A 26,911-nucleotide genomic window follows, 5' to 3' on the forward strand; every position below is an offset into this window, starting at 1 on the left:
CCTTGGCAACCCGTCTGGGAGATCCTTCGCTTCGAGCTACAAGAAAGCCTCCGCACCCGCTTTGTGCTGCTGTCCTTTGGGTTTTTCTTCGCTCTGGGGCTGCTGGTAATGCATGTGATGGGCACCGATTGGCCCATCGCAACGGTGACTCGCCAGGCCATGAACATGGCTACCAAACCGGGGCAACTGGTGCCCTACGCCAACTCTCCCCTGGCGATTATGAGTGCCGTGGAATTTTGGGCGAGCATTCCCCTGGCGATTGTGGTGGCGGGCATTTTTGCAGAGCGGGCTACCAAAGACTTTACCTCCAGCATGGATGGGCTGCTGTTTACCTCGCCCCTGAAGGAGTGGCAGTTTTTGGTGGGGCGGTTTACCGCCAGTTTTTTGATTAGCCTGGCCGTTTTCCTGGGGCTGGGGTTGGGCTTGTGGCTGGGGACAATTCTGCCCTGGATGACCCCCGATCGCATTGGCCCCTTCCGCTTACTGGGCTATCTGTCGCCCTATCTGTACTTTGTCATTCCCAATATCCTGATTTTTGGCCTGTTTAGCTTTGCCCTGGGGCTGCAAACCCGTCGCACCCTGCCCAGCTACCTGGCCATTGTGGGGCTGTATTTTGTCTCGACTATTGTGTTAAACATCTTAGTCCTTCTCCAACTGGGGACGTTTTTCCAGGTACTGGCCAACCCCTTTGGCTTTGGCAGTGTGAACTATGCCACCCAGCTTTGGACCCAGGTGGAGCGTAATACTCGGCTGGTACCTTGGGCCTCGGTGATCTGGCTCTCGCGGCTGCTGTGGCTGGGGTTAAGTGGGGTATTTTTTGGCGGGGTGTGGCGGCAATTTAGCTTTTCTGGGCCGGCGGAATCTCGCGCCCCTTCGCCGTTCGTGCGGCTGCTGGACTGGGCCGAACAGCGCTGGCTGGGGGGCAAAAAAGCAACCGCTGAGGTCGCTACCACCGCACCATCCAGAGGTGAGGTGGCGCTGATGGACACCCCCGCAGCCCAGTTTCACTATGGCCCAGCGGCCCAGTTGGGCCATGTCTGGCGCATTGCCCGCATGGAGGCCAAACGCCTGATTGGGAACCCGCTGGTGCTGGCGGTGCTGGTGATTAGCATCGCCTTGCTGCTGGGGCTCTTCCTTGCGACTGCAACGGACGGATCTGGCTTGCCCACGCTGCCAGTCACGGGCCTCGTCGTGAGATTCGCCGCCCTGGTATTGGGCTTGCTGGCTCCCTTGCTGATCGTGTTTCTGGCCGGAGATCTGGTCTGGCGCGATCGCGAGGCCAGGGTAGACCCCCTCACCGACCCCCTGCCCGTGCGCAGTTGGGTGCTGGTGCTGGGCAAGCTGCTGGCCATGGGGCTGATTCTGGCGCTGTTGTTGGTCTTTACAACGGTGGGGGGAATTTTGGGCCAAACCCTACAGCAATACACCAACTATGAACTGGGGGTCTACGCCGTGGGGCTGTTTACCCTGGTGCTGGTGGATTTGCTGTTGATGAGTGTCCTGGCCATCACCATTCAGGTGTTGGTGAACCAAAAGTTTTTGGGCTACGCCATCTCCGCCTTCATCGTCATTGTGCTGGCCCAGGGGTCGGGCCTGTTTAAGTCGGTGCGGCTGTTGCAGTATGGCTATCGGCCCGAAGCCTATCACAGCCAGATCAGCGGCTTTGGCAACATGCTAGAGCCCGTGCGCTGGTTTCAGGCCTACTGGCTGGCCGTGGCCATTTTGCTGCTGTGCGTGGCCACCCTGTTTTGGGTGCGCGGGGTAGATACGGCCCCCCAACAACGCTGGCGCATTGCCCGCCAGCGCTTTACCCGACCCATGCAAACAGTGGTGGGGCTGAGTGCCGTGGCGGCGCTGCTGCTCGGTAGCTGGATTTTCTACAACACCCAAATCCTTAACCCCAGCCTCAGCCGTACCCAGCGTGAGACCCAGATGATTGCCTACGAGCAGGCCTACGGCAGTCTGATCGACGCCCAGCCCAAAATCACGGCGATCGATCTCCAGGGGGATCTGTACCCCGAAGCGGATGGTCGCTTTGCGGTGCAGGGCACCTACACCCTAGAAAACCAGACCCAAAAGTCCATTGATAGGGTTCTGCTGAATGTTGCCAACGGCCTTCAGGTCAACCAGATCAGCCTCAACGGGAGTCCGGCCACAGCGAGCTTGCCCCATCCTGTGCTTCAGGCCTACGAAATTACGCTGGCTGCCCCCTTACCCCCCGGTGCCACCGCCACTGCCACCTTTGATCTGGTGATGCGTCCCCCCGCTGGGTTTACGGGAGAAGACCCGGAACTTGGCTCCTTTTTGGCCAACGGCCTGAACGTTAACTTGCTGGAAGTTTTGCCCGTAGTTGGATTTTTTGATCGCCCTCGGCTGAGGGACGAACAAAAGCGCGATGCCGCCGGGTTGCCCCCCCTAGACCCCGCTGCCGAGGCGGCCCGTACCACCCAGCGCAATGGTAACCGCGCCGATGTGGATCGGGTGCAGTTCTTGGCCACCCTCAGTACCGCCGCCGATCAGATCGCCCTCACCTCCGGCGAACTGGTGAAAGACTGGAGCGAGGGCGAACGGCATTATTTCCACTACCAGACTCAGGCTCCCATTGAACTCAACGCCCAGGTGATCTCAGGCCGCTACGAGGTGCTGCGCGACCAGTGGCAGGATGTGGCCATCGAGCTGTACTACCACCCCGGCCACGATCGCAACCTGGAATCTATGGCCAGCGGCATGAAGCAAGCCCTCGCCTACGCCACCCAAAACTTCAGCCCCTTTCCCCATAACACCCTGCGCATGGTAGAGGTGCCCTACGTCACCGAGGCCATCAGCTTTCCCAGCACCATCATTCGGGGGGAAGGCTTCGGCTACCTGTCCAAGCTCAACGACAGTGACCCCACCCAGGTCAACGAGGTTTTTCGTATTGCCGCCCACGAAGTGGCGCACCAGTGGTGGGGCCAACAGCTCATCCCGTCCGGCCAATTCCCCGGGGCAAAATTGCTGACAGAATCTCTGGCGGAGTACACCGCCAACCAGGTCTATGCCCAGGAATACGGGCTCGAAAACCTGGGGGTGGCCCTCCGCAAAAACCTGGACGGCTACCTGGGCAAACGCGATGAATCCGATGTGCATCTGGTGGAGGCAACCGCGAACCATCTGGTGTACCAAAAGGGCGGGCTGGCCCTGTTCACCCTGCAAGACTACATCGGCGAAGCGGCGGTGAATGGGACGTTGTCCACCCTATTACAGCAGTTCTCCGACCCGCCCCCATACCCTGCCGCCACGGATCTGGTCGCCGCCCTGCGCGCCGTGACTCCCGCCCAGTACCAGTACCTGATCACCGACCTGTTTGAAACGGTGACGCTTTACGACAACAGCGTCGAAGTTGCCACCGTGCAGCCGCGCCCCGACGGCCAGTTCGACGTCACCCTAACGGTGAATGCGGCCAAGGTGCGGTCTGATGAGGTGGGCAATGAAACCCCAACGGACATTAACAATGAGGAGATCGATATTGGCATCTACGGTACCGATGGCAAACTAATCTACCTGAAAAAGCACCCCATCCAAAGCGGCACCATGACGTTGACCATCACCGTCAATCAGCTTCCCCAGCGGGCGGGCATTGACCCCCTCCACAAGCTGATTGATAAACTTCCCGATGACAACATTATGGTGGTCACAGAGGCTGCCAGTTAGCCCCATTAGCGCGGTTAACCATGGCGGTTCCCGCGTCCGTCAGCTACAGCCTAAGTTCCACTCTGCAATCCCCTTCATTTTTGGGGGGCAGGGTGGTTTCATACCGCTTAAGTCGGTCGGCGGCGGCGTTGACGCAAGGTAGCTCACCTCATGCCTGGGTTTCCTGGGTTTGATCGCGCACCAACGCGCTCCAGTTGTCATCGGTCATGGCGGCGGCTAGATCGGCTTGGGCATCGCCTGCCTGGGCCTTCTGAGCCAAATCTTGCTCTTTAGACAGGGCACCATCGGCCATAGCGCGACGGAGCTTTAGCTTTTTGGCTTCGTAGGCTTCTCGTTCGGCGGCAGACATGGTTTGGGTGGCTGCTTCGCGAATGGTACCGGCCCAGGTGCCGTCTACATTGCCAGGCGGGGGGCTGGGCAATGCTGCAATCCAGTCATCCCGCAGGGCGGCCATGGCCTCTCGGCTGGGAAACTGAAAGGGTTGCACCGTGACAAAGGCACAAGTGGCGTCCCCTTTTTGGTCGAGGTGGCTGCGCAACGATAGCGATACGTTGCGGGAAATGCCAATAAACTGTGTCTGGCGATTGCAATCGAGTACGGCATAGACCCCGGTCACCTTTACATCCTGGGTTTGTTCGCACCAGTCGGCAATGGGGATGGGAGTATCGCTGGTCGAGTCTACGGCCGGGGCGGCGGTGGTATCGGCGGCATGTTCGTCGGCAGCACTGTACAGAAAGTCGTGGAGACTGCGATGCTCGACGGGGACGTTCTGATGCTCGATCGCGTTTGGGTTTTCGGAGGTCACAGGTTTTCCTACGTTGATAACACGGCTCCATTATGATCTGAATCGCCTCAACCTGTGACGTTGAGGCTGTGCAACCCCTTCGTCTCACCCACCAACACCCGCGAAACCGACTGGGTAAATGCCTATGGAGCTGAGTCATTGAACCCAGCCGATCGCGGCTGTACCTGGTCGCGGTGGGGGGGAGATGAGGGGGCTTGCCAGGTGTCCATTACATCTTTGATCAGCACTTCTTGCAGCCAAATTTGCACCACAATCAGCAGTGGGACCGCCAAAAATAGCCCCAGGAACCCAAATAAGGCTGCAAATATGACGACCGAAAGCAGCGTAAACAGGGGCATGAGTGAGACGGTCTGCTTCATGAGGATGGGCATTAAAGCCAGGCTTTCAAACTGCTGAATCAAGAAGTATAAGATCAGCACGGCAAACCCCTTCCAGGGAGCGTCTAGCAGACCCAGTAGGATCGGTGGAACAGCACTAATAACGGGGCCGATGTTAGGAATAATCTCTAGCAGCCCGGCGAGAATGGCGTTGACCAGGGGCAGCGGCACTCCCAAAATCAATAGCCCAATGTAGCTCAGGGTACCGATTGTTACCATGCCCGCCAGGGTGCCTTGGAACCAGCCCACCAGGGAATGTTCGCACTGGTTTAAAATATCGTGGACGCGATCGCGGTAAAAGGCGGGAAAGGCGGTAATGAAGGTGCGTCGGTAGGAGCCAGGATTGACCAGCAGCATGATGGTAGCGGCTAGTACAAGAAATAAATTGACTACTACGTTAATCGACGAGTTGAGGATGGTGAAAAAATTGCCAACGGTGCTAGATATCAGCGCCTGGGCTTGATCGAACAGGCGGTCTACACCTTGGTTTTCGCCTAGGGCCATACCAGGAATGCGGCTTTGAAACCAGTCATAAATGGTACCCAGGCGTTCGATCGCCGCTGGCAGCAGCCCACTTAAATTTTGCAGCTGGTCGATAAATCGGGGCAGAATGATAGCAAAGAGGCCAAAGACGATCAGCATCAGCAGGGCAATGGTGATTGCGATCGCAAATCCTCGTTTAATTCCCCCCCGCCGTAAAACTCGCACCATCCGGTTTAGCACGGTCGCTATTACAACGGCTGCAAATAAGAGCAGCAGCACCTGGCGAATTTCCCAGAGCAAGTAGATAGCGACCCCCAGGGCCAGCAGGCCGACCCATTTTCCTAGACGCATAGGTCTGTCTCCAGTGGTCTATCGATAATGCTTGTGAGCTATTTCAGATGGCGAGTGACTACTGCCCTAGCTCACCTGGCCCGATAGTAGGTGGTTTAAGCTAGCCCCGCCTCTACGCAAGGGAACAGTTGTGGAGCGTCGCTCTATAGCTTCGCTAAGCGCTCAGGATGGGGTGGGAGTTTTGAGAAATATGGCACTACCATTGAACTGAAGGCACTGTTGATGATGTGTGAGCTGGCGCAGAGGGTGTTATGGGCAAAGGATTTGGACAGCCAAAAGTGGTACCCACTCGCAATGCTACCCAGTTTATGCGTGCATTTGGCAAGTGCTATGCCAAAGCTAAGGGAGATAAGCGGCAGGTCGAGCAGTTTTTGCAGGCAAACTTAGCCAAGCTAGACGAACACCTTTTAGATGCTTTGTCCTACATATTTCCTAAGCTACTGGCAGATCAGAAGTTTGGAGATAAACAAAATGTTGCAACACTGTTTTTGGTTTTCGGTAATACAGTTGGGGATTTTCCACTAGGCGATCGAGCTTTAAACCTAGAGTTAAGCATTGCAGCTTATCAAGTTGCGTTAAAGGTGTATCCCCGCGATATGTTTCCACAAGAGTGGGCGCTGTTACAAAACAATCTCGGCAATGCCTATGTCGATCGTATTCGCGGCGATCGGGCCGAGAGCCTAGAACAGGCTATTGCGGCTTATGAATTATCACTTCAAGTCTATACTCGCGACACATTTCCAGAAGAATGGGCGATGTCACAAAATAATCTCGGCAATGTCTATAGCAATCGTATTCGCGGCGATCGGGCCGAGAATCTTGAACAAGCTATAACAGCTTGTGAATTATCACTTCAGGTTCGCACTCGCGACACATCTCCAGAAGAATGGGCGATGTCACAAAATAATCTCGGCAATGCCTATAGCAATCGTATTCGCGGCGATCGGGCTGAAAACTTAGACCAAGCTATTATGGCCTACGAATTATCGCTTCAGATCTACACCTCTGACACATTTCCAGAAGAATGGGCAAGGTCACAAAATAATCTTAGCGATGCTTACTGCAATCGTATTCGGGGCGATCGAGCCGAAAATATAGAGCGGGCTATCGTGGCCTCCGAGTTGTCACTTCAAATTTACACTCGCGATACCCTCCCAGAGTATTGGGCAAGATCACAAAATAACCTTGGTAATGCCTATCAGGCCCGTATTCGAGGTGACAAGGCTGAGAACTTAGAAAAGGCGATCGCTGCCTATGACTTATCACTTCAGGTTTACACTCGCGCTGCTTTCCCAGAAGATTGGGCAAGGTCACAGACTAATCTCAGCGCTGCCTATGGGAATCGCATTCGAGGTGAGCGGGCCGAAAATCTAGAACAGGCGCTTGCCGCCTATGAGTTATCACTTCAGGTGCACACTCGCGAAGCTTTCCCAGAAGCTTGGGCCAGGGCAGAAAACAATCTCGGCACTGCCTATAGCAATCGCATTCGAGGCGATCGGGCTCAAAACCTAGAGCAGGCTATTACGGCCTATGAATTATCGCTTCAGGTTTGCACCCGTAATGCATTTCCAGAAAGTTGGGCGAGAAGTAAGCATAATCTGGCCAGTGCCTATTGCGATCGCATTCTTGGTGAGCAAAGCGACAATTTGAGAACAGCAGTGGATTTGTACCAAGAGGCTGCTCAGGTTTTCACACAAGAGGCGTTTCCGCTATCGTGGGCCGAGAACCAGGGGTGTCTAGCAGAAGCACTAATCAATCAAGCCTCGCTGACAGATAATTCAGATGACTTAGATACTGCTATTACGCTGCTAAAAGAGGCTTTGGAAGTTGCTGTGCCTGGCAGCCCAGGCTTTATTGACTCTCAGTATCGGCTGGGCAATGCGCTATCGCGCCGGTTTGAGCTAAATCAAAATGCCAACGACCTACAAGACGCGCTTAAAGCTTATAAAACCGCTTTAGATGCCATTAGCCCAGAGCATTACGATCGCGAAAAAATTTGGCAAGCGCTGCCAACTACGCAATCTGTTTTAGGTAGCCGCCTGGTGCGTGAAGGCCAGTGGCAGGAGGGGCTACAGCTCCTGCTCAACAGCGTCAGACTGCTCAGCGAAGGGGATGACCAACTCGCCCACGCCAATGCGTTGTACCAAACGGGGCGCGCCCACGAAACCCTATCTGATTGGGATAATGCTCGTCTCTACTACCGCGATGCCCTGCGCCTATACGAGCACCTGAACGATCAGCCCGGCATTGCCCAGAGTCGTCATGGCTTAGGGAGTGTGTTGGCCTCCCAGGGCTATTTCAAAAAGGGTATGGCCGAGCTACAGCAAGCCCGCGATCTTTACCAGCAGTTAGATCGACAAAACAGGGTAAGAGAAGTGGATAACCTTTACCAGGCGGCCCAGCGGGCAGAACAGCAGCTGAGCGAGGTGCCCGCATGACCGCCGCCGACGATATTTTTGATCAATCAACCAGCAACGTGCAGGGGTTGGGCCTGTGCGAAATTCCGTTTACAGAAAGCCCGCCTGACCTCGAAAGTGAAACGCTACAGTACATCTTCACCGGGCGCGAAGCTGAGCTGCGACGGGTGTTTAACCTATTTCAAAGCCGGGAGCGGCGACGGGTTTTGGTCTATGGCCGCATTGGCATCGGCAAAAGCGCCTTTTTGCGAGAGGTGCTGTCTGTCTTGCGCCGCAAGCGCCCACAGATGCCTACCGCCTACATTTCTCTACCGGCTGATCTAGACCTGGCGACTACTGCCCTTATTGCCGTTGCCCGCGAAATGGCCGATGACGAATGGGCACAGCGGCAGCTCTACCAAATGGGGATTCCGACCGCTAAAATTCTTAAAGAGCGCAGTGCAGAAGCGGGCGGCAACCTGGTCATTAGCGGCAAAGTGACTGAGAAAGATTTGCCCATTACCAAGCCGCTATACCCCACCGTTAGCCTCGATACTCTGCTAGAACGCGCCCAAGAGAAATATCCCCAGGGCGTTGTAATCGCCATCGACGACCTAGACAAACGCAACCCCAGCGCGGTGCGCCAGATGATGCACGATGCCCAGGGCATGTTGAAAGGGCGGGCCTGGTTTATACTCACCGGGCACCCCATGGGCATTACTGGAGATTTGTTGACCAGCGAGCGGGGTTTGTTTGACCTGCAACTCAAGCTCGAAGAACTCGATCAGCCCACGACCTACAAAATGCTGATCAACTACCTCAACAGCGCTCGTATTAATAAAGGTAGTACTGATCCCGACGATCCGCGATCGGTGCTGCCGTTTACTCCAGAGGCCGCCAAGCACTTCTGCGAAGTATCGCTAGGCAAGCCCCGGTTGTTTAATCGGCTCGGCAATACCGTACTCGACACCGCCGCTAATATGCAGGCTACTTTGATCGACTCAGAGGTATTGGCCCAGGGGCTAAAGGCGGCTGCCCCAGAACTGAGAGAACGGGCTGCCCTCAGCGTTCAAGAAGAACGAGTGCGAGCATTTCTAGAACAGCGAGGACCAATCTCTGACGAAACCATTACCTACGAAGACCTGGAACAACTGGGGCTTCGCAGCTTCAGCGAGATTTTGCCGTTTCTAGAACGGCTAGAAGCAGCTGATCTTGCCCACCAACTCGACCAAGATGACAGCAAAGCCTTTGCCCCCATCGCCCTACCGCCAGCGCTTGAATAGTTGCGTACTATGCAAATTATCAAAGCTCCAGAAGCCTCTGCAGGAATGGGGTCTGGAGATTAAGCTTTTTTGTTGGACTAATTTTGGACTAAATTTTCGCCCCTCTTAACGACTCTCTCAGGGCCATCTTGCGGGAATATTTGCGGCTGAATGCCAACCGACCCTTCTCTGCAAGGGTACCTGAAACCACCTAGACTAACTCACCCTGCCACCCGAAAAGACACAAGAGAAAACCGGGTCAACAAATCTCTTCATGAGACTATCTCTGCAAATAAAGAGACTTAATACGGTTCAGTCTGGTCTCAATGCGAGACAAATAGATTGCCTTTAAGCTTGCTCGGCCAGGGGCTATGGCTCCGTTGCCTCTTGCTGTCTTGGTAACCCATTACCCCTTCGCTTACGGGGCTCTCTCGCCCTGCGATGCATTACGGTAGTGGAGAAGATTTGGTGAGTAAGACTGATGGCCGCGATCGCCCCCTGGATCAGTCTAGGTTCAGTCAGTCTAAACATTGTGTTACTGGCCCTGGGGGTTCTCGTCATTGTCCGTCGGGGAGGATGGGCTTATTTGCAGCAACGGTGGCAGCGCCAGCCCAGTCGCGAAGCCGCCATTTACAACGCGCCCTACTACCGCCATCGCCAGAGCCAGCTCGAAAAACTCCCCGTTGGTATAAACGACATCCTTTTCCTGGGCGACAGCATTACCGATGAGGGGGAATGGTCCGACTGGTTTCCTGACGCGACAATCTGCAATCGCGGCATTAGTGCCGATACCATCAGTGGCGTGCTGCGACGTTTGCCTGCTCTGCTCCAAACGCCGCCCCAGGCAATTTTTCTGATGATTGGCATCAATGACCTGATTGTTTTGGGGCGATCGCCCAAGCAAGTGCTCAGCCGTTATCAGCAAATTTTGATTCTGATCCAGCAGCGTGCCCCCCAAACCCAGGTCTATGTGCAAAGCGTGCTGCCCGTGAGCGATTTGGTTTTCCCAAGTCTCAACCCCAAAATTCTTCAGCTCAGTCAGGGTATCGCCGCCCTGGCAGAGGCTCTAAACTATCGCTATGTCGATCTCCACTCGCTCTTTATGGTCAACGGCCAGATCGATCCGACCTGCACCGCCGATGGTCTGCATTTAAATGGAGAAGGCTATGCCCGCTGGGTTGAGCACCTGCGCCCGTTAATCGCCGCCGTGGTTGCCAAATGACGCCTTCAGGAACGCAACGAGCCGAGGTTTCTCGCCTGTGGCCGTCTGGGGTTGCGGGCATAGAGCTATACAACGCTCAGCTCTACCGCCACGCCTTTGCCAAACACATGCACGAGGCTTACACGATTGGCTTTACCCATTTGGGCGTGGGCGGCTTTTTCTACCGGGGCGGCCATCACTACGCCCAGCCCGGCAGCTTTAAGCTGATCCATCCGGGCGAGGTGCACACCGGGCAGGTACAGGCTGAGGCTGGCTGGGGCTTTCGCAACCTCTACATCAGCGTGCCAAAAATGCAGCAGATTTTGGCTCAGCTAGATTGGCCAGGGCCAGAGCTGCCCTACTTTGCGATCGCCTTACAGACCAGCACCGATGCCCTTGGGCAGGCTATGTTTAGCCGCTTGTTTGTCGCCCTCAGTCAGCCCACGCCACAGCTAGAGCGAGACTCGTTGCTGCTGGAGCTAATGGCCCATTTAATCGATCGCTACGGCGACAGGCAGCGCCGCTGGCAGTGGCCAGAGCCCACCAGCAGCGCCATCGCTCAGGTGCAGGCCTATCTCAAAACCCACTACGCCGACCAAATTTCGATCGATACTCTGGCGCGGCTGGTAGGGTTTAGCCCCTTTTATCTAATTCGCAGCTTTCGGCAGCAGGTGGGGTTGCCGCCCCACAGCTATCAGCGCCACTGGCAATTGGTGCAGGCCAAGCGATCGCTCCACAGCGACCAACCGCTTGCCGACCTTGCAATCGCCCACGGTTTTTGCGACCAAAGCCACCTCAACCGCGCTTTTAAGAAGACCTTTGGCGTTACCCCAGGGCAGTACCGCCAGGGCAATTTGATCCAAGACGCCAGCCGCTGATGTTCTTTAACCTTGAGCCAAACCTTTATCGGCAGAACCATGGCGGCCAGGGCATTTTTCAAAGACGTGTCTCTCTCTGCGATCATTGCAGGCTTTGTTACCGTGCTGGTGGGCTTTACCAGTTCGGCGGTGCTTGTGTTTCAGGCCGCCCAGGCGCTCAATGCGACCCCAGCCGAAATGGCCTCATGGATGTGGGCGCTGGGGTTGGGCATGGCGCTGACCAGCATAGGCCTTTCGCTGCGCTACCAGGCCCCGGTTGTTACCGCCTGGTCTACGCCGGGGGCCGCTCTGCTGATTACGGCGGCGGTGGGGGTGCCGATGGCCGAGGCGATCGGGGCGTTTTTGGTGTCGGGGTTGCTGATTACCCTGGCTGGGTTTACCGGCTGGTTTGAGCGGCTGATGAACCGCATTCCCCTGTCTATTGCAGCGGGAATGCTGGCCGGGGTGCTGCTGCGCTTTGGGCTAGACGTATTTACGGCCATGCAAAGCCAGTTTGCAATGACCTTCGCCATGTTCTGCGTCTATTTGTATATGCGCCGCGCCAATCCTCGCTATGCCGTAGTGGGTGCGCTGGCGGTGGGCATTGCGATCGCCGCCCTCCAAAATCAAATTCAGCTCGATGGCGTCAGCCTACAGTTGGCTCAGCCCGTCTTTACCATGCCTCGGTTCTCGCTGGGAGCGCTCGTCGGCGTTGCCCTGCCGCTGTTCGTCGTCACGATGGCCTCCCAAAACGTGCCGGGGGTCGCGGTTTTGCGAGCCTCGGGCTATAGCTCGGTGCCCATTTCGCCTGTCATTGGCTGGACCGGGGCCGCCACCGTGCTGCTCGCGCCCTTTGGCGGCTTTGCAATCAATTTGGCTGCCATTACCGCTGCTATTTGTATGGGGCGCGAAGCTCACGAAGACCCAGATAAACGCTACGTCGCCGCGATCGCCGCCGGTTTTTTCTACCTGCTGCTCGGCCTGTTTGGGGCCACCGTCACCGCCGTATTTGCCGCATTCCCTTCAGAACTGGTGCTGGCGATCGCCGGTTTGGCCCTGCTCGGCACTATTGGCAATGGCCTCTTTACCGCCCTGCGCGACGAACGCGATCGCGAACCCGCCCTGATCACCTTCCTGGTCACTGCCTCTGGCGTTACCCTGCTCGGTATCGGCTCCGCCTTCTGGGGCCTAATCGCCGGAGCCCTGGCGCTGGCGATCGGGCGAACCAAAGCATTGAGGTGAGCCAAGACTACCGCAATCGGGCGAATACCGACCTGGCTGTCTATGAATCCAATTCTGCCTTTCACACGTACTAAGAACACAAGGCGGCCTGCCCAACGGCATGACTGCTCTAAGCCATTCTTACATTGGCTGAAAATAGAATTTAGCGAGAACAAACATGAAAAACAAGATTCAGGGGTTTAGCGTTGTATTGGGTGCAGCAGCCCTGACGTTTGGCGTTACCTTACCCCAAAGCGCCTATGCAGGCCACACCAATACCATCCTAGATACCCACCTTGACGGCAGCGCCGAAGTCGGCAGCGATCCTAGCCAAGTCGTGGGAGATGCCACCGGCACCGGCAGTGCCTACGTCTTTGGCGTCGACGGCGATCCAACCACGTTGTGTTATGTACTAGAAGTATCTGGCGTGCAGCGAGTCCCCGTGGGCGATGGCATGGCCGCCCACATTCATGAAGGGGCGATGGGAGAGAATGGCCCGGTCGTTGCCGCGCTGGCTGGCCCCGAAGATGGCAATGCAGGCGACTGTCTAACTGAAGGCGAAGAGGGCAAATTCCCGACTGGTGAAGCCGGGATTGTGCAGCGCATCCTGAACAATCCCTCTAGTTTTTACATCAACGTTCACAACCCCCAGTTTCCCGATGGGGCTATTCGTGGGCAGCTTCATGGGCATTCTCACTAGTACTTGACCAAGTCGATTTTGACCGGTTCTAAGGGTTTAGGATACATATCGAGCACTAGCTAGCCAGCGCTACGAATTTGCAGCCCTTTAAGGACGGGCAATCGCGAGCGCAATAACCCTATGCTCGCGATCGCCCGTCTTTTGTTCAATTCATCTAGCCCAGTGACCTACTGCCTCAGCCGTCGCCGCTCAAATTTCCACAGTCGCTGCTCAAACTCCTGCCAGTGCTCTTCCATCTCGGCAGCGGCAACTTCAAAGAGCTGGGCGGGTTGATCAGCCAGGGCGATCGCAATCAACCCCTTTTGCACCTCTAAACCAAAGTCTGCATAAACCTGGATTGCTGCCTGTCGGTAGGCCGCAATCTGCAAAAAATAATCGCATAGCCACTGGGGCTGCTTGGGCCGCAGCGCCGTCTTCCAATCGCACAGGTACAGCTCTCCCTTCATCACCACCAGCGCATCGGGAAAGCCAATAAATCCGGCCTCGTGCCACACCGCCCCTTCCACCAGCAGCACCTCGTCTATCTCAGTCAGCACGGGCTGAACAGACTCCCAATAACCGGTCAAATCAGCCGGAATTTCAACTATTTCGTCGTTTAGATAGGCTGCAATTTGCTTATGCAGCCGCGTTCCCGCCGAGGATGCCTTGCCCGAAATCTGCTGAGCCGCGTCTACCCCCACCCGCTGCCGCCAGCGCTGTAGTGCATCCCGCGCTTCACGGGGTTTAGTCGCCGACAGCACCGTTGTTACGCCAGGGTAGCAGCGCCCCTCAATCTCGTAGAGAATTTTGCGTTCGCGCCGCACCCGTTTGGCCGAGTAGCGCGGAAGTTTGTGCACCATCACAGGGGTAACCCACCGCAATCAGACTAGAGCATACGCTAACCAGTGCGCTTAATCGTGAGACTCATAAACCTTAAAATTAGACTCAAAAAACGTGTAGCTAGTCTCAATGCAAGACTTATCTGCATATTGCAATCGCTAGCTGTTCAGTGGCAGCTATTCAAAGCGAAATACTCCAAGTATCTTTTAACCTCTCACCTTCAAGTACCTACACCTTTGGAACAAAATCTCTTGTCTTGTTTTAGGACTTACTCTAAGCACTATTGGACTTGAGAAGAGAAAGTTGAGTCTTATAATAAGAAATGCTTGTCAAGGCAAGTCTAGATAATCTCATTAAAAGACTACAATTTAGTTCAGTTGGTCTCATCGTAAGAATGCAGTTTCGGGGCTTTCCCTGACGCCAAGTTCGATTAATAAACCTCACTTACGATCGATAGCAATCAGTACAAAAAACAACGAACCATCCCTTGCTAAGCTGCAAAGAATGGCCGCATTCAACCGCTAAATTGTGGATTAGTAAAAACACGTCGATCGCATTTTCACCTACGCTAGCACCGCCTGGCTAACGATCAATTATGCTCATAGGCTTAAATTTCTAGCCCTTTTTTGCTCCGCTTGAGCTGCTTGTAAAGCGACTTAATTTGGTTATAAGCTTCATCGGACGAGATTTTGCCGCCAGTTTGCAGACCCGAAATATAGCTAATTCGGTGGGCAAACTCTTGCAGGTTGGCATTAAATGTCAACTGCTGGGGCGAAAATTCACCGTAATAACTGCTGCGGGGGCAGAGAAAATTGTCGAGATCGCGGCGATTGGAAGCATTAAATTGGGTCATGAGTCACCCCCTTCATATTATTAACCTGATTATAACCTTCCCTTAACCGTTGAAAATCTTAGCAAATTATTAAGGGGTTGCAATAATTCGCAAGATAGAGTACTAACACATTCTAGCTATTTCTCTAGACAGAAGCGCAGTGGGTTCAAACCTAGCGCTTAGGCTATGGCGCTCAAAGCCAGGTGGTGTAGGGCTAAGCTACGATCGCTAGCCCAGGTTTCTAAATCGCTGAGGGCGCGATCGCGGTACTGGCCGTAGCGTTCTTTCTTACCGCGCACCTTGGTCGGTAGCGGTGGCAAAATGCCAAAGTTCGGTGGCATCGGCTGAAAGTGCTTGGGCTCCGCCGAGGTAATGAAATCGACCAGTGCCCCCAGCATCATCGTCACCGGCAAATCTAGCAGCTCCTGGCCCAAAGCTAGGCGGGCCGCGTTCGTACCCGCCAGCCATCCGCCTGCGACCGCCGCCGTATAGCCCTCAGTACCCACCAGTTGCCCCGCCGCCAGCAGGGTTGGCCGCGCCTTAAATTGCAGCGTGTTGTGCAGCAGCTCCGGCGAATTTAAAAACGTGTTGCGGTGCATAACGCCCATGCGCACAAACTCAGCCTGCTCCAGCCCCGGAATAAGGCGAAACACCCGCGCCTGCTCGCCCCAGCGCAGGTTAGTTTGAAAGCCCACCATATTCCACAGCTGACCACCCTTGTCTTCCTGGCGCAGCTGCACCACAGCGTAGGGTTTTTTGCTCTTGTTCTCAGGCGCTTTAAAGTCACCCAGCCGCGCGTCGAATAGGCCCACTGGCTTCAGCGGACCGTAGCGCATGGTGTCTTCGCCGCGCCGAGCCATCTCTTCGATCGGTAGACAGGCTTCAAAAAATTTGGCGGTTTCGCGCTCAAAGTCTTTGAGTTCGGCCTGCTCTGCATTGCACAGCTCAGTCCAAAAGTGCAGGTACTGCTCCCGGTTCATGGGGCAGTTAAGGTAGGCCGCCTCACCGCGATCGTAGCGCGAGGCCATAAATGCTACCCCCTGATCAATGCTTTCGCCCACCACAATTGGGCTGGCGGCATCAAAAAAGCTCATATAGCCCTGACCCGTAAACCGCTCCAGATCGACCGAGAGGGCATCGCTGGTCAGGGGGCCAGTAGTCAGCACCACAATACCGTCGTCGGGAATGCTGGTTACCTCGTCGCGTCGCAGCTCGATTAGCGGGTGCTGCTCTAGAGTTGTGGTCAGGTCTTGGCTGAAGATGCCGCGATCGACCGCCAGGGCACCGCCAGCGGGCACCTGGTGCTGGTCGGCTTTGCCAATGACTACCGAGCCTAGCTGGCGTAGCTCTTCGTGGAGCAGGCCCGAGGCACGATCGCTCGACATCGCCCCAAAGGAGTTGCTGCACACCAGCTCGGCCACATGCTCGCTGTGGTGGGCAGGCGACTTTTTCTGCGGGCGCATTTCGTGCAGCACCACGGGCACCCCGGCCTGGGCAATCTGCCAGGCGGCCTCGGTACCGGCCAGCCCGCCGCCGATTACATGAATGGGGTCTGGGTGCACTGCGTAGCCCTCAAAACTCAGCTTTTCTAGGATAACGGGTTCTACCCTAAGCTTATCCGCATCACCCCGCCCGAGTAGCTCAAATCATTGCTGTAAGTCTGAGGGGAGCGATCGCTCCCCTCAGACTTACAGCGTTTCAGTACCAGGCAAAGCCGTATTGCCCGATGGCACTCAAATGTTTGTTTAGATAGAACATTCCAAGGTCAAAACGCTAAAGGCCAATCAACATACATTGACCTCAAGCGCAGCTGTTAGGAACAGCCGCTACCTAATCATTAAAGGCATCTTTGATGTTGTCGACGGCACGCTCGACAGCATTCATAGATTTTTCTGCGGCTCGCTCCGTCCGATCGGCGTCTTCCGACGCTTTTTGCTCAATGCGATTTCGGTCTCTTTTGGCTTTACGCTCTACAAAAGTTCCGTCGTCATCAGCCCGATCGACCTTAGCAGCATTTTGGTTAGCGGCACTCTTAACGCTATCCTCTGCACTCCGGATAATGTTCTTAGAACCCTTCTCAACGTCATCGGCGGCACCTTTAACCCGATCGCCTGCATCCGCTGCTGCAATTAGGGTTCCAGTCGGGGCTGCCAGAGCTGAGGTATTGGCAAAAAATGTGCCCTGCCAAACAAATGCGATCGCAGACAGAAGAAACAGGGTTGTAGCCATCCATCGACCTGCAGTCGAAAGCCCTTTTGTAAAATGGCTTGACTTCATAAAATTCAATCTCCAAAAGAGTTAGCCTTCTATTCTTACTTCATTCAACTCATGGGCTAAACCATTCCAAAGACAGAATTGCTCTAGCCTGAAGGGCTTAAAACGGTAGCTATTTAGGTAGACTAGACTGGCAGTATAATGGGTTTCACGGCGGCGAAGTACACCGCAATGATCCCTCCTGTTCCCTTACTAACAGAGTGAAGCTTAGATAGCCAAAAACTGGGGGATCTAGAACTCAGCCGTTGTACGGCTTACTCACTTGAGAGTCGCCATACCCTACGGACTACTTAGAAGATCTAACTTTTGGGGGACGCAAGCGCTGAATAATTTAGGTGCTAAGTTAATAGTATGGTTCAACGGTGGTCGATAGTTGGTGGGGCAGAGATTCAATATTGCAGCAGCTCTTCCTTCAAGCAACTTCTAAATAAAACGTATATAAAAATATAAAATTTACCATTAATTCCCCATATACGACTCGCCCGTCAGCGATAGCAAAAACAGCAACCCCATCCACAGCAGCAGAATGCCGTAGAAAATCAGCGCTAGGCTTTGCAGCAACAGCTTGGTCAATATGGGGCGCTGATTTTGCCTGCGTCGCATAGCTTGGATCAGATCAAGGGCGGCGGCAATGACCAGAATTAGGGTGGCGATCGCCGCCACAACCCAGCTGCTATAGAGTACCGGCAGCGACCTGGCACCCAGTAGCGCGATCGCGGCGGCTATCCCCAGCAGCCCCGCACCGATTAGCTCTGCGATTACAAGCCCCGCATTAAACTGGGCCAGACGGCTCTGGTTAAAGGCATTTCGGGCCGTTAGGGCACCTTGCACACCGGGGAGGGCTAACAGCGCTACGGCGCGAAGCGGGTGCGCCCAGGGAGCCTGCACCATTAAAAAAGTCATGACCATAGCGCCGACTAGAGTCAGCCCTGAGAGTAGCTGGTTTTTACCAAAACGGGTGTTACGCAAGGTGCTTCCCTGGTTGGCGTGGCTGGTTGGCGTGGATCTCTGTGAATTTCTGCGGATCTCTGCGGGTCCAGAGGGTTAGCTGCTCCAAAGGGAGGTGTCATTCTCTGGGTCAAACAAATGAACTTTTTCAGGCGCGATCGCCAGCCACACCTCATCGCCAATGCGAGCAGGCTGGTCAGGGGGGATTTTGGCCAACAGCGTCAGCGCCTCGCTCTTCACCGTCAGGTAGGTTTCGCTGCCCAGGGCTTCGAGGTGGGTGATGTGGCCGCGAATATTCTTAGGCGCAGGCAGGGCCAGGCTCAGGTGCTCGGGGCGAATGCCCAGTAGCGCATCGCGATGGTCGTAGGGCAGCAGGCGATCATCCCAACTGCTAGGTAGCGACAGGCGAAATTCGGGGTGCACCAACAAAAACGGAGCCTGCACCTGCACCGGAATGACGTTCATCGGCGGCGAGCCAATGAAGCCAGCCACAAAGCGGTTGGCGGGGCGATTGTACAGCTCTAGCGGTGAGGCCACCTGCTGAATTTGGCCCTGATGCATTACCGCAATCCGGTGGCCCATGGTCATCGCCTCTACCTGGTCGTGGGTGACGTAGATGGTGGTAATGCCCAGCTGCCGCTGCAAATTTACAATTTGGGCGCGGGTTTCCATCCGCAGTTTGGCATCCAGGTTCGAGAGCGGTTCATCCATCAAAAACACCTGGGGGTTGCGGGCCATGGCTCGGCCCAGGGCCACCCGCTGCTTCTGCCCGCCCGAAAGCTGGCGGGGGTAGCGGCCCAGCAGCATGTCGATTTGCAGCATTTTGGCGACTGACCGCACCCGCTCGTCGATCAACCGCTCAGCCTCAGAGACGTAGCGCAGCCTGGGGGGCAGGCGGCGAGTTACAGAGACGAGGGGCTTTTCCCACCAGCGGCTCTCGGTCAGCAGGCGCTCTAGCTCCTGGTTGGCGGGCGAGTCGCTGAGGGAAAACGGTTTTTGGTTTGATTCAAGGGAGGGCAGGGACTGTTCGAGGTCGGCCCCCATGCGGCGCAGGCCAAAGGCCAGATTGTCGTAGACGCTCAGGTGGGGGTAGAGGGCATAGCTCTGAAACACCATGGCGGTGTCGCGCTGCTTGGGGGGCAGGTCGTTGACCTTGCGATCGCCCACCCAAATGCTACCCCCGGTAATCTCCTCCAGCCCCGAAATCAGCCGCAGTAGGGTGCTTTTGCCGCAGCCCGAGGGGCCAACCAGCACCATAAACTCGCCGTCCTCAATGGAGAGGTTGATGCGCTTGAGTACTGCCGCTGCGTCGTGGTCGGTATCTAAAGCATTCTCTGCCTCGTGGACCTGACGAGACTTAGGAAAGGTTTTGTAGACGTTTTCGATTGCGACTTGGGCCACGGTGGGTTGGGCTAGTGAGGGGCAAGACGAACGTTTAGATCGAGGCTCAGCAACCTCACCGTAAGTGCATTGCATTGCATTGCTAATACAGCTTACGGTGGTCGCAAATCCAAAATCTAAAATCCAAAATTTATCTTACTCTTCTTCTGCCAAAGCACTCTGGTCGGGTGGGGTAACGCGCAGTACCTGGGTGATAGTTTCACCTTTGTTAGGCTTGACAATGCGATCGCTCTCCCCAGTTCTGCCCTGGCGCGGCACCGAATCTACGGGGATGACCGCCGTGCGATCGCCGCTCGTAAACACCGTCACAGACTCTTTTGGAACCGCTGGCAGCATAGCCATCAGGCGATCGCTCTTGAGGCTGAACTGGAACGATTGAGTGCCAATATCGCCTCGCTTGGCCACCCGCATACCTTCGATGGGCAGCCGCTTGCCATAGCCCGCCGCTGTCACCAGCAGCAGGCAGTCTTTGCTCGACTGCACTCGCACACAGCCCGCTAGGGTTTCTTGCTTGCCCATGCGAATGCCTTGCGGCCCCTGGGCGGCGCGACCTAAAATCGGCAGGTTATCGTCGTCGATGGGGAAGCGCAGCAGCCGCCCGCCTGTGGTGCCCAACACCAGGTCATCGCCCAACTCCGCTAGGGTAACGTAGGCCAGCTCATCGCCGTCTTTGACTTTCATCGCCGTCAACCCGCGCCCTGTCAGGTTCGTAAATTCTTGTAGCGGGGCGCGCTTGATCTTGCCCTTCTTGGTCAAGAAAATGAGGTCGTGTTCTAGCAGATCGTCCCGAATGACAAGCTGGGCCACGATCGCATCGGCGTCGGGGGGTACTGAGCCGGGCAGCAGGTTCACCAGCGGCGCACCCTTGCTCTGGCGCGGGTTGGCCGGAATCGTTTCAACGGCGACCGTAAAGGCGCGGCCATCGCGGGTAATCGTCAACACCTCCTGGGTGGTCAGGGCAGGTTCGATTTGCACCACGGGGTCTTCGTCAATCTCGTGGAGTTTGGGGTTGGTGTCGGTTTCCAGTCGGGCCTGTCGCCGCTGGTAGGATTTGTGAGAAAACCGCCGCACATAGCCCTTTTGAGTGAACTCGACCACTGCTGCTTCTTCGACGGTTTCGGCAATAATCTCTTCGACCTGCTGCGATTCTTCGGCCCGCTCGGCCTCAGTTTGAATGCGGGTGCGGCGGGGGTCGCTGAACTTTTTCTTCAGCGCCTTAAGCTCTTTTTTCATCGCCTTGAGCAGTTCGCGGCGGTCCGCCAGTAGCCGAGTCAGGTCGTCGCGGCGCTGAGTCAATTCGGTAAAGTCGGTTTCTAAGCCCTGACGCTCCATGCCGGTGAGCTTGCGCAGGGGCATGGCCAAAATGGCGTCTGACTGGCGCTCGCTGAGATCAAACCGCTGCTGAAAGGTCTGTTTTGCACTGGTGCCGTCGGGGGCGTTGCGCAAAATGTCGATGATGGCATCGAGGTTGTTGAGGGCGGTGATCAGCCCCTCGGTAATGTGCAGCTTGGCTTCGGTTTTTTCGAGCTGATGCTGGTAGTGGCGGGTGAGCGTGGTCTCGCGAAAGTTGAGAAACGCCTGCATTACGTCGCGCAGGGGCAGCTGGCGGGGCTGGCCATCATCAAGGGCCAGCATAATCACGCCGAAGTTGCTTTGTAGAGGGGTAGTGCGGTAGAGGTCTTGCAGCACCCGCTGAGCTGGGGTGTCGCGTTTCAACTCAATGACGACCCGCATGCCGTCGCGATCGCTCTCATCGCGAATATCGGCAATCCCCTCTAACCGTCCCGCGTTGACCAGCTGGGCGATCTTCTCAATCCAGCCAGCTTTATTTACCTGGTAGGGCAGTTCGGTGACGATGATGGCGTTGCGCCGCTGCCGCCCCTTGCCGGGGTGAACTTCCTCAAACTGGCAAATGCCGCGCACCGGAATGCTACCCCGCCCGGTACGGTAAGCCTCCAGAATGCCATCGGTGCTAATGATCTCGCCACCGGTCGGAAAGTCGGGGCCAGGAATCAGGCGAAACAGCTCGTCATCAGTGAGGTTGGGGCGATCGATCATCGCCACTAGCCCATCGACGACCTCGCCCATATTGTGGGGTGGAATATTCGTGGCCATGCCCACAGCAATGCCCGAAGACCCGTTCAGCAACAGGTTGGGTAGTTGGGTGGGCAGCACCACCGGCTCCTGCTGAGAGCTGTCGAAGTTGTCGCTAAAGTCGACCAGGGCCTCGCTAATGTCGCTGAGCAGGGCCTCGTTGCTGACCGGTGACAGGCGGGTTTCGGTGTAGCGCATGGCCGCCGGAGGGTCATTGTCTACCGAGCCAAAGTTACCGTGGCCATCCAGCAGCGGGTAGCGGCTAGAGAAGGTCTGCACCATCCGCACCAGCGCTTCGTACACCGCCTGGTCGCCGTGGGGGTGGTACTTACCCAGCACATCGCCCACCACGCGAGCGCACTTACGGTAGGGGCGATCGGGGGTTAACCCCAGCTCGTGCATGGCATAGAGAATGCGGCGGTGTACCGGCTTGAGACCGTCGCGCACGTCAGGTAAAGCCCGGCCCACAATCACGCTCATGGCGTATTCCAGGTACGACCGCTGCACCTCGGTATGGAGTGAGGTGGGCACAATTTGCCCGGAGGCAAGGATGTCAAGTTGATCGGCCATGGGCGGGATTCCTGGATGAGACGAAGGTCGGTGGTTTAGACCGGGCGGTAGTTGAGTTTAGCTATAGCGACGGCTCAAAACAACATGTTTATCTTCAATTTATGGTCTAAATCGGGGCAAATTTAATTGGCTTATCATAGATTGGCCTTAACAATGCTGTAACTTAATAGGCAAGCCTATAGCCATGGCAAGGATCTGGGCCTGTTATGTTTGCTGGGCTTAAGTTGCAGATATGGAAGCGTCTATCCTCGGTGGTTCAGGGCTCGGTCGTTCAATGGCCTACCTGAAGACTATTACAGCCCAATACATCAACATCTGGCATTGATACTTTGGATAACACGTTGCATCAACCGCTCAATTTACGTTCTACTACCATATTTTTCTGATGACAGGGGTGAACATACAAGATGAAAACCGTCTTGCTAGTTGAAGACGACCTGGTAAATGCCCGAGTGTTTTCTAAAATTTTGACCAAGCGCGGTGGCTTGGCCGTAAAACACACCGAAGATGTCGAAGAGGTGATGTCGATCGCCCGCAGCGGCGAGGTCGATGTCGTTCTGATGGATGTGTCGCTGGCCCACAGTATGTACCAGGGCAAACCGATGGATGGCATCAAGATCACCCAGCTGCTGAAGGCTGACCCCGCTACGGCCCGCCTGCCCGTGATTTTGGTGACGGCCCACGCCATGGAGGGCGATCGCGAGACGTTTTTGAGCCAGAGCGGTGCCGATGGCTATATTTCTAAGCCGGTAATCGACCATCAGGAATTTGTGGACCAGATTAAGGCCACGATAGGGGATGCTGGGAGGGAAGGCTAGATAAGTACACTTGTACTTTATCTGGGCCGTTTTCGCAAGCCGCGATCGCAGTCTTGCCCCCCATTACAGCACAACGGAGCCAGATGGGTACCCTAGGCTGACGCTCACTATCTAGGAAGATTCGCTGTGTCATCCCCTTCGCAACTAGAAATGGCTAAAGGTGGCGATGCTGCCGCAATCGCCGATCTAATCAATCAGGCCCTGCGCCCTAAGGGAATTACGGTGCGCGGCGATCGCCACGGCACCTGTCTACGACTTTGGCTAACCGGGCAGACGCTGCCGCCCCAGGCCCAAACCGTTAGCTATGTGCGTCAGGGCATTGGTCGGCTTCAGGTGAAGTCGATTACAGAGTTATATATCTATGGCGAGCAGGCCGATCAGCCAGCCCCCGGCTGGGGCGTAGAGGTGGAGCTAGGTTCACCTGATGCTGAGGTTAAACCCTTAGATTTGAGCCAGAGCACTGAAGTCGTTGCCGAGCCTGCCCCAGAACCTGCCCCAGAACTTGAAACAGCGGTCGAAGCAGAGTCTTGGTCTGACCCACCAGGAACCATCAACCATGCCTACAGGCTTTTAGGACTAGAGCCAGAAGCAGCCTTAAAAGATGTCGAAGGCGTTTACTTTAAGCTTAAGGCCCAGGCACTGAAGCAGGGCGATCGCAGTCGAGTCGAGGCCTTGAAGCAGGCCTTTTACCAGCTCAAAGACCATATCGAACATCCGCCTGCCAAGCCTGAGCCAGTGTCCCAGGCAAACATCGCTACCGATGCAGAAACAGCGGCGCTCACCCCAGTTGAGCGGGTGCAATCGCTGCTAAAACATCAGCGACTCTCGGCCCAGGTCGCTATTCAGGGCAAGCAGCTACAGATTTCCTGGCCGGCAGTTCGAGTCGTTAACCCCGAAGATGCCGCCCACCAAATTCATGCCCTGCTGCTGAGCCAAGACTTAGCCGCCCTGGGGCTAAGGGATGTAGAAACTCTGGTTATCTCGAGTTTGAGCCGCGACCAGGCGGTGGTATGGCAGCAGGTTCTACCGCTTCAGGTCAGGGCTAAGGCCCAGCGGTAACCTGAGTTGCGGTCAAACTAGCTCTCCGGGTCAGGGCGATCGCGGCGATATTCCGCCTGCTGCTGAATCAGCTTGGCCACCAACCCCGTCCAGCCGGTTTGGTGGCTGGCCCCCAGCCCGGCCCCGTTGTCGCCGTGGAAGTATTCGTAAAACAGCACGTAGTCGCGCCAGTAGGAATCGTGATAGCGATCGCTGCCGCCGTTGACGGGGCGTTGGCCTGCTTCACCGGGCTCAAAGATGGCCATGAGTCGCTGAGATAGCTCATTGGCAACCTGCCATAGATTCATCCACTGCCCAGAGCCGGTGGGGCACTCGACCTGATAGCTGTCGCCTAGATAGTGGTGAAACTTTTGCAGCGACTCAATAATCAAATAGTTAACCGGAAACCAGATTGGCCCCCGCCAGTTGGAGTTGCCACCAAATAGACCGCTGCTCGACTCGGCTGGTTCATAGTCGACTCGATATTCCTGCCCGTTAGCATAGAACTGGTAGGGATGCTCAGCGTGGTATTTAGAAATCGAGCGAATGCCGTAGGGGCTCAAAAACTCTGCTTCATCCAGCAGTTTTTCGAGCAGACGACGCAGTTTGTCCTGAGGTTCTGAATGACCCATAGTGGCGTAACAAATCGCCAACATGCGGCGTTCTTCCATCCCGACGGTTTCCATGCAGGCGATGTTGCGCTTGAGGTCAGGGCGATTTTGAATGAACCACTCAACCCGTGCTTCAAAGGTAGGCACCCTTTTGAGCAGGTCTGGGTCGAGGGTCATGACGGCAAATAGGGGAATTAGCCCCACCAGCGAGCGAATTTTTAATCGTACCCGCTCGCCCTGGGGCAGGTGCAGCACGTCGTAAAAAAAGCCGTCGCTGTCGTCCCAAAGCTGGATTTTATCGTCGCCGATGTGGTTCATGGCATCGGCGATGTAGATAAAGTGCTCAAAAAATTTGGTGGCCATATCCTCGTAAACGGGGTTCTCGCGGGCCAGCTCCAGGGCAATTTCTAGCATGTTGAGGCAGTACATGGCCATCCAACTGGTGCTGTCAGCCTGCTCCAGCGTTCCCCCCGTGGGTAGTTCGGCGCTGCGGTCAAAGACGCCAATGTTGTCGAGGCCCAAAAAACCGCCTTCAAAAACGTTTTTGCCCTCCATGTCCTTGCGGTTGACCCACCAGGTAAAGTTGAGCAGCAGCTTTTGAAAAACCCGCTCCAAAAACATGCGATCGCCCTGGCCGGTCTGCTTTTGCTCAATTTTATAAACTCGCCAGGTGGCCCAGGCGTGGACGGGCGGGTTGACATCGCCAAAGGCCCACTCATAGGCAGGAATCTGCCCATTGGGGTGCATGTACCACTCGCGGGTCATGATATCGAGTTGATGCTTGGCAAAGTCTAAATCGACCAGGGCCAGGGGCAGGCAATGAAAGGCCAGATCCCAGGCGGCAAACCAGGGATACTCCCACGTGTCGGGCATCGAAATAATGTCGGCGGCATCCAGATGCCACCACTGCTGATTGCGTCCCTGCTGGTGGCCCTCGGGCGGCGGCGGCATCGTTGGGTCGCCCCGGAGCCAGTCTTTAACCGGGTAGCGGTAAACCTGTTTACTCCACAGCATGCCTGCAAAGGCCTGCCGCTGAATGGCGCGCTGATCGGGGCTCAACTCAAACGGTGTCAGGGCGGCGTAAAAGGCGTCGGCCTCCTCTCGACGGGTCTGGAGCAGGTCGTCAAACTCTGGGCCAAAGGGAGATGCCGATTTTTTCTGGTTGGTCAGCCGCAGCTGCACCGTTTGCCGCTGACCCGGTTCTAGGGTGATGTGGTAGTGGGCTGAAACTTTGGTGCCTATTTCATCGGGGTTGATGGCCTCTGTTTGGCCATGAATAACCGCGCTGTGGATGCTGTCTTTGACGTAGGGCGACGGATTTTTGGCCCCAAAAACGGTCGCATAGTTGGTTTCATTTTCGGTAAACAGCAGAGCCTCTGCGGCTTGGCAATAGAGCCAGTAGCGGCCCAAAACGGGGTGAGATACCTCAACTACAGCGTCCTGCTTAGGGACGAGAGGTTCTTTGCTTCTAGACAACCCCGGCTTTTGGCTCCCTCGCTCCCAGTCCCAGGTGTTGCGACACCACAGGGTGGGTAGCAGGTGCAGCGTAGCTGAGTCGGGGCCGCGATTGACGGCCTCTATGGCGATCAAAATATCTTCGGGGCCAGCCTTGGCATACTCCACAAACACATCAAAGTAGCAGCTTTCGTCAAATACACCCGTATCGAGCAGCTCGTACTCGGTCTGGTCGTACCCGCGCCGCTGATTTTCGGCCACCAGGTCGGTGTAGGGGTACTCGGCCTGGGGATACTTGTAGAGAAACTTGAGGTAGCTGTGGGTGGGGGTGCTGTCGAGGTAAAAATACTGTTCTTTGACGTCTTCGCCGTGGTTGCCCTGGTTGCCAGTCAGACCAAACAGCCGCTCTTTGAGGATCGGATCGCGACCGTTCCAAAGGGCCAGGGCAAAGCACAACAACTGTTGGTCGTCGCAAATGCCGCCGAGGCCGTCTTCGCCCCAGCGGTAGGCCCGCGCGTGAGACTGCTGATGCGAAAAATACTCCCAGGCTGAGCCGGTCGCGCTGTAGTCTTCGCGCACAGTACCCCACTGGCGATCGCTCAGGTACGGCCCCCACTTTTTCCAGGGCGTTTGGGACTGCTGGGCCGCTTGCAGGCGATTGTTTTCTGGGGTCATGGGGCTGAGAAAAAGGGTGGTCTTCTACAGCAT

At 55.9% G+C, this 26,911-nt stretch carries 19 protein-coding genes; 9 read left to right on the plus strand and 10 right to left on the minus strand.

The genetic code is table 11. The features are described from left to right. On the plus strand, window positions 1-3,690 hold a 3,690-nt coding region (locus IQ273_RS05700; protein WP_194022207.1), incomplete at its 5' end, for a hypothetical protein. A gap of 148 nt (window positions 3,691-3,838) precedes the next feature. Here IQ273_RS05700 and IQ273_RS05705 read toward each other — a convergent pair. Both IQ273_RS05705 and IQ273_RS05710 read right to left on the minus strand, forming a co-directional pair. Continuing rightward, window positions 3,839-4,495 carry a GIY-YIG nuclease family protein gene (locus tag IQ273_RS05705; protein WP_194022208.1) on the minus strand — a complete coding sequence of 219 codons (657 nt, stop codon included), beginning with the start codon at window positions 4,493-4,495 and terminating at the stop codon, window positions 3,839-3,841. A gap of 122 nt (window positions 4,496-4,617) precedes the next feature. Further along, window positions 4,618-5,706: an AI-2E family transporter gene (locus tag IQ273_RS05710; RefSeq protein WP_194022209.1), complete on the minus strand. Its 1,089-nt coding sequence runs from the start codon at window positions 5,704-5,706 to the stop codon at window positions 4,618-4,620. A 596-nt stretch (window positions 5,707-6,302) separates the two neighbouring features. On the opposite strand from IQ273_RS05710, the gene IQ273_RS05715 reads away from it, so the two are divergent. The 6 genes from IQ273_RS05715 (at window position 6,303) to IQ273_RS05740 (ending at window position 13,343) form a co-directional block, all read left to right on the plus strand. Next, a complete protein-coding gene (locus IQ273_RS05715; protein WP_194022210.1) occupies window positions 6,303-8,144 on the plus strand; it encodes a tetratricopeptide repeat protein in 1,842 nt (613 codons plus the stop codon). Continuing rightward, entirely contained in the window at window positions 8,141-9,385 is a 1,245-nt protein-coding gene (locus tag IQ273_RS05720; protein WP_194022211.1) for an AAA family ATPase, read from the plus strand. Before IQ273_RS05715 ends, IQ273_RS05720 begins: the two co-directional genes overlap by 4 nt. A gap of 460 nt (window positions 9,386-9,845) precedes the next feature. Beyond that, complete coding sequence (locus IQ273_RS05725; RefSeq protein ID WP_194022212.1) at window positions 9,846-10,586, plus strand: GDSL-type esterase/lipase family protein; 741 nt, start codon at window positions 9,846-9,848, stop codon at window positions 10,584-10,586. After that, window positions 10,583-11,443: an AraC family transcriptional regulator gene (locus IQ273_RS05730; RefSeq protein WP_194022213.1), complete on the plus strand. Its 861-nt coding sequence runs from the start codon at window positions 10,583-10,585 to the stop codon at window positions 11,441-11,443. The genes IQ273_RS05725 and IQ273_RS05730 overlap by 4 nt, the downstream gene beginning before the upstream one ends. A 39-nt stretch (window positions 11,444-11,482) precedes the next feature. Then, complete coding sequence (locus IQ273_RS05735; protein ID WP_194022231.1) at window positions 11,483-12,664, plus strand: benzoate/H(+) symporter BenE family transporter; 1,182 nt, start codon at window positions 11,483-11,485, stop codon at window positions 12,662-12,664. A 157-nt stretch (window positions 12,665-12,821) separates the two neighbouring features. Beyond that, window positions 12,822-13,343, plus strand: a complete 522-nt coding sequence (locus tag IQ273_RS05740) for a CHRD domain-containing protein (RefSeq protein ID WP_194022214.1) — start codon at window positions 12,822-12,824, stop codon at window positions 13,341-13,343. Between the two features lie 167 nt (window positions 13,344-13,510). Here the strand turns inward: IQ273_RS05740 and IQ273_RS05745 are convergent, their stop codons facing one another. The 7 genes from IQ273_RS05745 to gyrA all read right to left on the minus strand — a co-directional run bounded on the left by IQ273_RS05745 (window position 13,511) and on the right by gyrA (window position 22,281). Further along, entirely contained in the window at window positions 13,511-14,182 is a 672-nt protein-coding gene (locus IQ273_RS05745; RefSeq protein ID WP_228052414.1) for a PD-(D/E)XK nuclease family protein, read from the minus strand. Window positions 14,183-14,769: 587 nt separating this feature from the next. Beyond that, the gene (locus IQ273_RS05750; RefSeq protein WP_194022215.1) at window positions 14,770-15,015 is read right to left on the minus strand and encodes a hypothetical protein; all 246 of its coding nucleotides are present in this window, start codon (window positions 15,013-15,015) and stop codon (window positions 14,770-14,772) included. A 158-nt stretch (window positions 15,016-15,173) separates the two neighbouring features. Next, on the minus strand, window positions 15,174-16,556 hold the full coding sequence (gene trmFO / locus IQ273_RS05755) for an FADH(2)-oxidizing methylenetetrahydrofolate--tRNA-(uracil(54)-C(5))-methyltransferase TrmFO (RefSeq protein ID WP_194022216.1): 1,383 nt from the start codon (window positions 16,554-16,556) through the stop codon (window positions 15,174-15,176). Between the two features lie 268 nt (window positions 16,557-16,824). Next, window positions 16,825-17,223: a hypothetical protein gene (locus IQ273_RS05760; protein ID WP_228052415.1), complete on the minus strand. Its 399-nt coding sequence runs from the start codon at window positions 17,221-17,223 to the stop codon at window positions 16,825-16,827. 504 nt (window positions 17,224-17,727) lie between these two features. Beyond that, complete coding sequence (locus tag IQ273_RS05765; RefSeq protein ID WP_194022218.1) at window positions 17,728-18,237, minus strand: hypothetical protein; 510 nt, start codon at window positions 18,235-18,237, stop codon at window positions 17,728-17,730. 75 nt (window positions 18,238-18,312) lie between these two features. Beyond that, window positions 18,313-19,617, minus strand: a complete 1,305-nt coding sequence (locus tag IQ273_RS05770) for an ABC transporter ATP-binding protein (protein ID WP_194022219.1) — start codon at window positions 19,615-19,617, stop codon at window positions 18,313-18,315. A gap of 135 nt (window positions 19,618-19,752) precedes the next feature. Beyond that, window positions 19,753-22,281, minus strand: a complete 2,529-nt coding sequence (gyrA, locus tag IQ273_RS05775) for a DNA gyrase subunit A (protein ID WP_194022220.1) — start codon at window positions 22,279-22,281, stop codon at window positions 19,753-19,755. A 407-nt stretch (window positions 22,282-22,688) separates the two neighbouring features. Between gyrA and IQ273_RS05780 the strand changes: the two genes are divergently transcribed. Further along, window positions 22,689-23,099: a response regulator gene (locus IQ273_RS05780; protein WP_194022221.1), complete on the plus strand. Its 411-nt coding sequence runs from the start codon at window positions 22,689-22,691 to the stop codon at window positions 23,097-23,099. 126 nt (window positions 23,100-23,225) lie between these two features. Continuing rightward, the gene (locus IQ273_RS05785; RefSeq protein WP_194022222.1) at window positions 23,226-24,158 is read left to right on the plus strand and encodes a hypothetical protein; all 933 of its coding nucleotides are present in this window, start codon (window positions 23,226-23,228) and stop codon (window positions 24,156-24,158) included. 17 nt (window positions 24,159-24,175) lie between these two features. On the opposite strand, the gene IQ273_RS05790 is transcribed toward IQ273_RS05785, so the two are convergent. Then, a complete protein-coding gene (locus IQ273_RS05790) occupies window positions 24,176-26,878 on the minus strand; it encodes an MGH1-like glycoside hydrolase domain-containing protein (protein ID WP_194022223.1) in 2,703 nt (900 codons plus the stop codon). Window positions 26,879-26,911: the final 33 nt, after the last annotated feature.

The sequence above is a fragment of the Nodosilinea sp. LEGE 07298 genome (genome assembly GCF_015207265.1).
GTDB lineage: Bacteria > Cyanobacteriota > Cyanobacteriia > Phormidesmidales > Phormidesmidaceae > Nodosilinea.